This is a genomic window from Desulfobacter latus, assembly GCF_013389365.1.
Taxonomy (GTDB): Bacteria; Desulfobacterota; Desulfobacteria; order Desulfobacterales; family Desulfobacteraceae; genus Desulfobacter; species Desulfobacter latus.
This window is the reverse complement of sequence record NZ_JACADJ010000098.1, coordinates 1-9,946: the sequence shown is the minus strand read 5'-3', so window position 1 is coordinate 9,946 and position 9,946 is coordinate 1. Positions and strand designations below refer to the sequence as shown.

Below are 9,946 nucleotides of genomic sequence, written 5' to 3'. Positions count from 1 at the left end.
GTTCATGCCCTCTGGGCTTAACCCAAATCCTGGCCCTTCGGGTCAGGATTTTTACTATATAAAACACTACTTATGATTTTAATAAATTACTTATTGATATTTTTTAATACTTTTAAATCGACTATATTGTGGTGTCACATAAAGTTGATTTGAAATCATCTTTATTAGTTGACTTCGAATCAATACAGCGGATAATATGACAGTAGATGAAATAAAAAAATGTTTGCGAGACTTTGCCCGGTATGGTTGCTTCCAGCAGTCAAAACATTGTCGAGAAAGAATGCAGGAAAGGCAAGTAACAATAGATGATGCCTTAAATGTTTTGCTTTGGGGGCAGGTCTCGGAAATTGAATACAATGAAATGAATGACAACTGGCAGTGCAAGGTGACCGGAACGGATATTGATGGTGAAAATCTTGTTTTTATTGCCGGCGTTTGGGAGCATTGTCATACAGTAAGATGTATCACTGTATATTAAGGAGGACATGCTATGAAATGTCTTGATTGCAACAAAGATATGACTGTATCAAAAGAGGTGTACCACTATACAGAATCAGGGCTTGATAATGTATACCTTGAAAACGTTGAAATTTATCGATGTGAATGTGGAGAAGAATTCGCCTCTATCCCCGCAATAATTGAACTGAATTCTGTTATTGGTCTCAATCTAATTAAAAAGAAGACCTATCTAAATGGTAGTGAAATTAGGTTTCTGAGAAAAAATGCCGGATTAACTGCAAAATCGTTTGCAGCGTATATTGGTGTAAATAAATCAACTCTTTCACGATGGGAAAACAACAAGCAGGATATTGATAAGTCCAATGACCGCCTGGTGAGATTGGTTTATGCAAATATGAAAGGCATTCCCCAAGAGGAAATCAGAAATTTTTTAAAAGAAATTATCCGGGAAATAGGCCGGCGGGAGCAGAGTACAAATATCAATATTTCAGTAGACAGTCTTATTGCCAAACAGCAATCAGAGTGCAATTTTTGTTAAAAACCTGCTGGTTATAACGGATTTGGGGGCGGGCGTAATTTTTTGACTATTCGGTCGGTGTGGGGAAGGAAATTTAAAAGAAAGTCAAGAGGCTTTTGGCAAAACACCAAAAGCCCTTGAATTACTTAACTAACCAAATACTTTTTCCAGATCGGGGATGATCTGTTTTTTACGACTCATGATGCCGGGCAGCCAGCATTTGCCGTCAACGGGTTTTTCACCAAAGGCTTTTTCAACAACAGATTCGTCATCAGACGCCACGAGAAGTTCGGTACCTTCTTTCATGATATCGGTGAGCATCAGAAGCACGGTGTGATGGCCTTTTTCCGCTTTCAGATCACGGATGTCTTTTTCAAGATCAGCCTTGATGCCGTCAACGATGGACAGGTCAACCAGTTCGAGCTGGCCGCAGCCAACGCCGGAACCGCTCATGTTGAAATCTTTGTAGTCGCGCAGCACCAGTTCACGAACCGGGGTGCCTTCAACAGCGGATTTTACCTTGAACATTTCAATGCCCAGGGCGTCAAGATCGGATTCGCCGCAGATTTCAGCCAGTTTTGCGCAAACTTCTTTGTCTTTGTCTGTGCAGGTGGCGGATTTGAAAATTACGGTATCGGACAGGATGGCGCACAGCATGGCACCGGCAACACCCTTGGGGATCTCAACATTAAAGTAATCGTACATGCAGGTAATTACAGTGCAGGTGCATCCCACAGGCCAGATCCAGCATTCCAGGGGCTGTCCGGTGGTTACATCACCCAATTTGTGATGGTCTACGATACCCAGAATATTGGCTTCGCCAAGGTCGTCAGGGCTTTGGGCCAGATCAGAATGATCCACCAGGTAAACATCTTTGCCGGCATAGCTGGTAACCAGTTCAGGGGCATCCAGACCGAATTTGTCCAGGACAAATTTGGATTCGGGATTCAGTTCGCCCTGCATAGCCGGTGCGATGTCTTCACCAAGACTTTTTTTCAGATCGGCCAGCGCGATGGCTGCGACTACAGAGTCGGTATCCGGATTTTTGTGACCAAATACGAGAGTTGACATAAAACCTCCTAAAAATTTAGTGTTGTTATCAGGTTATAACCTTCTAGGATGACCCCCGCAACCGGCAGCCACCCATATTAAATTTTTGACTTTAATACCCCTTGGTCTTATAGAATTAATCGCACTTAACCTCAAGCAAAATCTGAAAAAAGATATGCCGAGCCTGGAATTGAACGGTATTTGTAACAATGCGGCTAATTGCAATGGGGCTCCCGCAATTCCCGTCGCAGCACTTTACCGATGTTGGAAACCGGGATATCCTCTTTAAATTCAATGATTCTGGGACGTTTATATCCTGCCATGTTTTCCTTGCAGAATGCGATGATTTCTTCCTGGGTGGCTGTCTGGCCTTGCTTGAGTTTGATAATCGCTTTTACGGTTTCACCAGCCGGTTTGTTCGCTATCCCGATCACCGCGCACAATTCAACTTTGGGATGGGTGTATATAATATCTTCTATCTCTCTGGGATATACATTGAATCCACCCACGATGATCATATCCTTTTTTCTGTCCGTGATCAGGATATACCCATCCTCGTCAATGTGACCGATGTCTCCGGTGAGAAAATAACGCTTACCTGCGATGGTGACAAAAACGTCAGCATTGGCATCCGGTTTGTTCCAGTATCCCTTCATGACCTGGGGACCGCAGGCAGCCACTTCGCCATCTTCACCCCTGGGAAGTTCCTTTTTGGGATCGCCAAGATCCAGAATTTTTATGTCTGTGTCGGGTAATGGAAATCCAACGGAACCTATTTTTCGGGTCTTCTGGTTGGTGGGATTGGCCGACAGCACCGGCGCAGTTTCCGTCAACCCGTATCCTTCAAAGATAACCGCACCGGTTTTTTCTTCAAACTGACGGCAGACATCCGGCGGCATGGGGGAGCCCCCTGAAAAACAGCCCATCAGGGAAGACAGGTCATACTTATCAAGCTTGGCATGGTTTGTAAAGGCCACAAAAATTGTGGGTACGGCCGGCATGAGCGTGGGGCGGTATTTCTGGACCGCCTTGAGGACATCGGTGAATGGGGGCTTGCCGGTTCTGGGGTCCGGGATGCATACCAGGCTGCTGCCGGAACCTGCGGCGCACAGCATGGCCACGGAGATGCCGAAACTGTGATACCAGGGCAAAATACCTAAAAAACGATGATATCCCCCATAGTATGCCTTTTCCAACGGTTTGCCGTCACCGTGGGAAAGTCTTAGATATTCCATAATGGCGGCCACTTGGTAGGTGAAGTTGATGTGTACAAGTTCCGCCCCCTTGGGAATGCCTGTGGTACCGCCGGTGTATAGCATCACAGCCGTATCGTTGATTGGGTTAATGGTGATATCAGGCGGCTCGGGTCTGGACTGGGCTACCAGGTCGTCAAACATGATATGTCCGGGTTCATGGTGGTCGGCTTTGGGGATTTTGCCTGACAAGCTGCCTAAAAATCCCTGCAATTTGGGCAGATAGCGTTTAATGTTACAGACCACCACGGTTTCAACACCTGTGTCTTTAACGGCCTTGACCGTATTGGGGTAAAAGGTGGGGTGGTCCATGCAAAACACCATTTTTGCAGTGGAATTGTCAAGCTGCTGTTTCAATTCCGTGGGCGTATATATGGGGTTGCAGGTCACGGCCACGGCCCCGGCCTTCATGATACCGAAAAAAATTTCAGGAAAATGGGGCAGATTGGGTAAGACAATCGCCACCTTGTCTCCTTTTTTGATGCCTTTTTTCGCCAGAAAACAGGCGATCCGGTCGGCGGTGTCTTTAACCTGGGAAAAGGTCTTTTTTGCCCCATTGAATATGGTAAAAATCTGATTGGGGTAACGGGCTGCTGAATCGTCCAGCAGTTTGAAAACAGGATAGTGGTAGTCGGTGACGTTGTGCGCAACACCCTCGGGCCAAAATGGGGTGTCCCATGGAGCGGTTACGGTGTTTGCCTGGTTTGTCTGATCTGTCATGGGGTTAACCATTAAATATTATAAATAATACGCAATGCTTAGCTCTAATTTGTTTATGAAAGATCCCACGCGTGGGAATCTTTCGTATCCTGCCAGGCCGGAGCAACATCCAGGCTGACTACGTGCCCTTATATCTTGGATATCCAAAATATGCCAAATGGTTTTTAAAAAAAATTATTTATTGAGGCATTTGTGGGAACGCCTGCAGCATAAATCCCTGGATCAATCAGGAATGAATTTTACATAAAGGCGGTTAGGCTATTGATTTTAATCGACGACAGCGTTAATGAATAGGGTTGGATATCAAATTGCCTTGGATTATGAGGCAATAAAACATATACGTACAGTGAAAACAAAGATAACCCTAACAGAAAGGTAAAAAATGACAGACCAAAGAATTTTTAATTTCAATGCCGGGCCCGCGGCCCTGCCTCTGCCGGTCCTTGAAGAAATTCAGGCTTCTTTCCTGAATTTCAACAATTCAGGCATGTCCATCACAGAGATCAGTCACAGATCTTCTTATTTTGACGATGTTATCAATGATGCCGTGGAACGGGCCAAACGTCTTTTAGGTCTGGATGACCAGTACCATGTCCTTTTTCTCCAGGGCGGGGCATCTTTACAGTTTGCCATGATTCCCATGAATTTTCTTTCCGGGGATCAAAGTGCCGACTATGTCAATACCGGGACCTGGTCCACCAAAGCCATTAAAGAGGCAAAAATCCAGAATAAAAAACATGTGGTCGTGGCCTCTTCCGAGGACAAGGACTTTTCATATATCCCTGAAAATATTCCTTTCAGCCAAGATGCAACATATGTCCACATCACCTCCAACAACACCATCAAGGGAACCCAGTTTGCCGATTTTCCCGACACCGGCGGCATTCCGCTGATTGCCGATATGTCATCCGATATTTTTTCACGCGTCCTTCCCATGGAAAAATTCGGCATGATCTATGCCGGTGCCCAGAAAAATTTAGGGCCGTCCGGCACCTGCATTGTAATTTTGCGTAAGGACTTTATGGAAACAGCCAATCCGGATCTGCCTTCCATGCTCAAATATTCTACTTATGCAGAAAAGAACTCCATGTACAATACCCCGCCCTGTTTCGGCATATATACCATTGATCTGGTACTCAAATGGATCGAAGAGGAGATGGGCGGCCTTGAAAAGATGGAAGCCTATAATAAGGAAAAAGCAGGCCTTTTGTACGATTTTATGGAAAACAGTAATTTTTATCGGGCCACCGCCAGACAGGATTCCAGATCCCTGATGAACGTGACCTTCCGTTTGCCCAGTGAGGAACTTGAGCAAAAATTTATAAAAGAGGCCACCGCCAAAGGACTTGGCGGTCTTAAGGGTCACAGATCCGTGGGCGGTTGCAGGGCATCCATTTATAATGCCGCGACCATGGCAGGTATCAAAGCCCTGGTGGAATTTATGGAAGCGTTTCAAAAGGAGGCCAAATAATGAAGGTACTGATCAGTGATAAAATGGATGAAACCGGCATTGATATTTTCAGAAACCAGGAAGGCATAGATGTCGATGTCAATACCGGGCTTTCCCCCGAAGAACTCAAAGAAATCATCGGGCAATACGATGGTCTGGCCATCCGCAGCGCCACCAAGGTGACCGCGGACCTGCTTGAAGCGGCGAGTAACCTCAAGGTGATTGCCCGGGCCGGCATTGGCCTGGATAATGTGGACATTGATACGGCCACCAAAAAAGGGGTCGCCGTCATGAACACCCCCGGCGGCAACACGGTCACCGCAGCCGAGCATGCCATTGCCATGATGATGGCCTTAACCCGGAATATCCCCCGGGGCACCGCCTCCCTGAAAGCCGGGCGCTGGGATAAAAAACTGCTCCAGGGCCGGGAACTTTTTAATAAGACCCTGGGCGTTGTGGGGTTTGGAAATATCGGTTCCATTGCTGCCGGACTTGCCAAAGGGCTGCGCATGAACGTCATTGTGTTCGATCCCAATATCTCTTCGGAACATATTGAAAAGGCCGGGTTTGAATATGTGACGTTGGATAAGCTTTATGCCCGGTCGGACTATATCACCCTGCATGTGCCTAAAATGGATGCCACCATTGATTTACTGGACGCCCAGGCTTTTGAAAAAATGAAGACAGGCGTCATGGTCGTCAACTGTGCCAGGGGCGGCATTGTCAATGAAGCGGCCCTGTATGATGCCATCCAGTCAGGCAAGGTAGCCGGGGCGGCCCTGGATGTATTTGCCGTAGAACCTCCGGGCGGAGACCATCCGCTGCTCCAGCTGGACCAGGTGATTGCCACCCCCCATCTGGGCGCATCCACCAAAGAAGCCCAGACCAATGTTGCCGTGGCCGCTGCCAACCAGATTATTGCCTATCTGTTAAACGATACCATTATCAATGCCGTGAATGTACCGTCGGTGACCGGCGATGTTTTAAAGCAGCTTAAACCGTTTCTGTACCTGGTGGAGAAAATGGGGAAAATGCAGGCCCAGGTTTCCAAGGGCGGCGTGCATGAGGTCAACATCGAATACATCGGAAAATTTCCGGACCTTGATCTTAAACCCCTGACCATCAACGGGATCAAGGGGCTTCTCAATGAATATGTCAGGGATGAAGTCAATTCGGTCAATGCCATCTCCCTGGCCAATGAGATGGGGATAAAAATCAGCGAATCCACCTCAAAGGAAGCAGGCAACTTTTTGAACCTGATCCGGGTGACCGTCATCACGGACAACCGGACCAATGTCCTGGAAGGCACCATCTTTGGAAAGGATGATGCCCGGATTGTCAGAATTAATAAATTCCGCCTGGAGGTTATTCCCGAGGGTCACCTGGCGATCATCCACAATGTGGATAAACCCGGCTCCATCGGTTCCATCGGTCAGAAACTAGGCGAACACAACATCAACATTGCCAGAATGATGGTGGGGCGTGAGGATGACGGGGATAGAAATATTATATTCTTAAGAACCGAGACCCCGGTACCGGCTGATGTGGTCAAGGAGATTGAAGACCTTGAACTTGTGGTCAGCATGACCACGTTTGAGCTTTAGCTAATTAAATTGTTCGTGAGACTGCTATCGGGATCGAAAACAATGACTATTCCGATCCCGATAGTCATATATCACTCTGCCCGCAACGCTTCCAGCGGATTAAGTCCCGCGGCTTTCTGTGCCGGCATCACGCCTGCCAGCAACCCTATTGATGCGGCAAGTATCTCCGCCTCTATATTTCTCTATGGAGTTGGTAACTATAGGAATTTCCATTTCCCAGTACCCAGCACCCAGCACCCAGTACCCATTTCCCAGCACCCAGCACCCAGCACCCAGTACCCAGCACCCACCACCTAACAGCCCGCCCAAAGAGCGCTAATTTAAACCGAACTACATACCGGGGCAAAAAAAAATGGTGGTTTTCCACCATATGATCAATTTCCAGGGTCTGGTATGATTTTATAACAAAATAGAGATAAGAAACAAGAATTTATTAAAATCCTTGTTTCTTGTTTCCAGTCTCTATTTTTTGCGGCTCAGCCGCCTTAGTTTCATTATTTATATAAAAAAGGAGGAAAACACGATGGATCGCTTGAAAAGCAAAACCGCCTTGGTTACCGGCGGTGCACGGGGAATCGGCAGAGCAGTCTGTAAACTGTTTGCCGGGGAAGGGGCATATGTGATTGTCACCGATATTATTGATGATGAAGGAGAACAGCTGGTTGAAGAAATACGCCAAAGTCACGGCCAGGCAGAGTATCAGCACCTGAACACCGCTGATGAAAAAAATGTGGCCAATGTTATCACCCCGGCTGACAGCCTTTCCATTCTGGTGAATAATGCCGGCATTGCCGGTCCCAACAAACCCACTCATGAAGTTGATGTACAGGAATGGGACAACCTGATGAATGTGAATGTAAAGGGGGTATTCCTGTGTACCAAATATGCCATTCCCCATATGAAAAAAAATAACGGTGGCAGTATTATCAATCTTTCTTCTATTTATGGGATTATCGGTGCCCCGGATCTGCCTGCCTATCATGCATCAAAAGGTGCTGTCCGATTGATGAGCAAGACAGATGCCTTGATTTATGCCAAAGAGGGTATTCGCGTGAATTCCATTCATCCCGGATATATCTGGACTCCCCTTGTAGAAGAACTGGGCAAGGCCTCGGAAGAAGGGGTGGATGCCTTTCGAAAAAAATTGGATAGCATGCATCCTGTCGGCCATGTAGGAACGCCGGATGATATCGCATATGGCGCGCTGTATCTTGCATCCGATGAATCTGCATTTGTTACCGGCAGCGAGCTGGTCATTGACGGGGGCTATACCGCCCAATAGCTGAAACCAGTTTGTGGCAGATTTAATTCTGATCATGGACTTATCAGGAGATAACCTATGCGAAAAAATACGTTGATTGCAACCATTATTACAGTGATGGCACTCTGTTTTATGCCGATTGCACAAGCGCAATCCGGCAATGATACAGTCACGGCCCAGGATGTCAAAAAGGAAACAAAGGAGTTGATCGATACCCTTCAACAATACACCGCTAAGCAGCGTGATCAGGCTGTCAAAGAAGCCGATCAGGCGCTTAAAAAACTCGACGGACGCATTGACAAACTGGAAAATCGCGTTGATAATAACTGGGATAATATGACCCAGGCAGCCCGCCGGAAAGCCAGAGCCAACCTGAAAGCGCTGCGTAAGCAGAGAAATGAGCTTGCCGAATGGTATGGCAGCTTCAAGAACAGCTCTGCAGGTGCCTGGGAGCAGATGAAAAAGGGCTTCTCAGACGCCTATCAGGCGCTGAGCGACTCCTGGGAAAAAGCCAAAAGAGAATGTCAGCTACCCAAGCCTAAAAGGCCTGGGCTTGTAAAAGCCCCACGCTGATCAGCCTAAGTGCTTAGCGCACTACGTTAGATCGGAAATAGGTACCAGAGGGTGCTTGCCAGCCCCCTGCTCTACGGTAAGTGGTTAAACAGGTCTAAGGGGTTAAACCAGTGCTGCTTACGTTAAATCCGATCATAACATTGGCGAGGCAAACATTACTCAGCCCCAATTTTTACAATAGTTGTTCTTCCGAAAAAGCAGGAAGAACGAAAAAATAAGGAGAAAGATGATGGATCTGTTTCGAATTTTGATTGCGATTCTGTTGCCGCCCCTCGGTGTTTTTTTGCAGGTGGGATTTGCCGGGGCTTTCTGGTTGAATATCCTTTTGACACTCTTGGGGTATATCCCCGGTATCGTGCATGCGGTCTGGATTATCGCCAAGCGTTGAAGCCGGGCAGTCGCCTGCTCCACTTAAGAAGGAAGTCGACTCCGCCGAGCAGGAACGTATGCGCGGGGAAATGCCTGAACGCTACCGGACTCTGCTCGGTCATTTTCGCCACGAATCGGGGCATTATTACTGGGACCGTCTGATTCGCGACACGACCTATCTTGACGAATGTCGCAGCCTGTTTGGAGACGATACCCTGGACTATTGAGCTGGGGTTATCACAAACTGAACTGACAGAACTCATCGGTCTGGGTGTCGCCATTATCCTCTTTGAAGGCGGCATGGATCTGAAGCTTGGCGAAGTCCGGCGCGTCGGTCATGGTGTCGGTCGTCTGACGATCCTCGGTCCTCCGCTGGCCTGGATTTTCGACGCACTGGCGGCGCATTTTATTGCGGGGCTGAGCTGGCCGGTTGCCTGGGTTCTGGGCGCGATTTTGGTGGTCAGCGGTCCGACCGTGATTCTGCCGGGCGCATTCCCATTTTCCCGGCCGACTGAATAATTCTTTAAGCAGGAATTAAATACTTAAAAATCAGGCAGTTAAAGTACGCTTAGCATTGTATGTTTTTAACGAAAAGCTTCCACTATGCCCTAAGCAGATAAAAACTTTAACATAAATTGTCTGAGAGCCTTGATTTTCATAGCTTCTGAGTACCGGGAAAATGGGATTACA

General features: G+C 47.4%; 11 protein-coding genes. 9 read left to right on the top strand and 2 right to left on the bottom strand.

What is annotated here, in order from left to right; genetic code table 11:
• The first annotated feature begins 196 nt into the window (after window positions 1–196).
• The gene (locus HXW94_RS17260; RefSeq protein ID WP_178368141.1) at window positions 197–478 is read left to right on the top strand and encodes a DUF4258 domain-containing protein; all 282 of its coding nucleotides are present in this window, start codon (window positions 197–199) and stop codon (window positions 476–478) included.
• A 12-nt stretch (window positions 479–490) separates the two neighbouring features.
• Window positions 491–997 carry a type II TA system antitoxin MqsA family protein gene (locus HXW94_RS17255; RefSeq protein ID WP_178368140.1) on the top strand — a complete coding sequence of 169 codons (507 nt, stop codon included), beginning with the start codon at window positions 491–493 and terminating at the stop codon, window positions 995–997.
• A gap of 129 nt (window positions 998–1,126) precedes the next feature.
• On the opposite strand, the gene HXW94_RS17250 is transcribed toward HXW94_RS17255, so the two are convergent.
• Entirely contained in the window at window positions 1,127–2,047 is a 921-nt protein-coding gene (locus HXW94_RS17250; RefSeq protein WP_178368139.1) for a manganese-dependent inorganic pyrophosphatase, read from the bottom strand.
• Between the two features lie 194 nt (window positions 2,048–2,241).
• The gene (locus HXW94_RS17245) at window positions 2,242–3,999 is read right to left on the bottom strand and encodes a long-chain-fatty-acid--CoA ligase (RefSeq protein ID WP_178368138.1); all 1,758 of its coding nucleotides are present in this window, start codon (window positions 3,997–3,999) and stop codon (window positions 2,242–2,244) included.
• A 382-nt stretch (window positions 4,000–4,381) separates the two neighbouring features.
• Here HXW94_RS17245 and serC point away from each other — a divergent pair, with 382 nt between their 5' ends.
• From serC to HXW94_RS17210, 7 genes are all read left to right on the top strand, one after another.
• The gene (gene serC / locus HXW94_RS17240) at window positions 4,382–5,470 is read left to right on the top strand and encodes a 3-phosphoserine/phosphohydroxythreonine transaminase (RefSeq protein ID WP_178368137.1); all 1,089 of its coding nucleotides are present in this window, start codon (window positions 4,382–4,384) and stop codon (window positions 5,468–5,470) included.
• Window positions 5,470–7,053: a phosphoglycerate dehydrogenase gene (gene serA, locus HXW94_RS17235; RefSeq protein ID WP_178368136.1), complete on the top strand. Its 1,584-nt coding sequence runs from the start codon at window positions 5,470–5,472 to the stop codon at window positions 7,051–7,053. Before serC ends, serA begins: the two co-directional genes overlap by 1 nt.
• A 523-nt stretch (window positions 7,054–7,576) precedes the next feature.
• Complete coding sequence (locus HXW94_RS17230; protein ID WP_178368135.1) at window positions 7,577–8,335, top strand: SDR family NAD(P)-dependent oxidoreductase; 759 nt, start codon at window positions 7,577–7,579, stop codon at window positions 8,333–8,335.
• Window positions 8,336–8,392: 57 nt separating this feature from the next.
• A complete protein-coding gene (locus tag HXW94_RS17225; RefSeq protein WP_178368134.1) occupies window positions 8,393–8,887 on the top strand; it encodes a sll1863 family stress response protein in 495 nt (164 codons plus the stop codon).
• Window positions 8,888–9,116: 229 nt separating this feature from the next.
• Window positions 9,117–9,275: a YqaE/Pmp3 family membrane protein gene (locus tag HXW94_RS17220; RefSeq protein WP_178368142.1), complete on the top strand. Its 159-nt coding sequence runs from the start codon at window positions 9,117–9,119 to the stop codon at window positions 9,273–9,275.
• Window positions 9,247–9,483 (top strand): putative zinc-binding metallopeptidase, encoded by a 237-nt coding sequence (locus HXW94_RS20450; protein ID WP_178368133.1) that lies wholly within the window; start codon window positions 9,247–9,249, stop codon window positions 9,481–9,483. The genes HXW94_RS17220 and HXW94_RS20450 overlap by 29 nt, the downstream gene beginning before the upstream one ends.
• Complete coding sequence (locus HXW94_RS17210) at window positions 9,458–9,775, top strand: hypothetical protein (RefSeq protein WP_178368132.1); 318 nt, start codon at window positions 9,458–9,460, stop codon at window positions 9,773–9,775. The genes HXW94_RS20450 and HXW94_RS17210 overlap by 26 nt, the downstream gene beginning before the upstream one ends.
• Window positions 9,776–9,946: the final 171 nt, after the last annotated feature.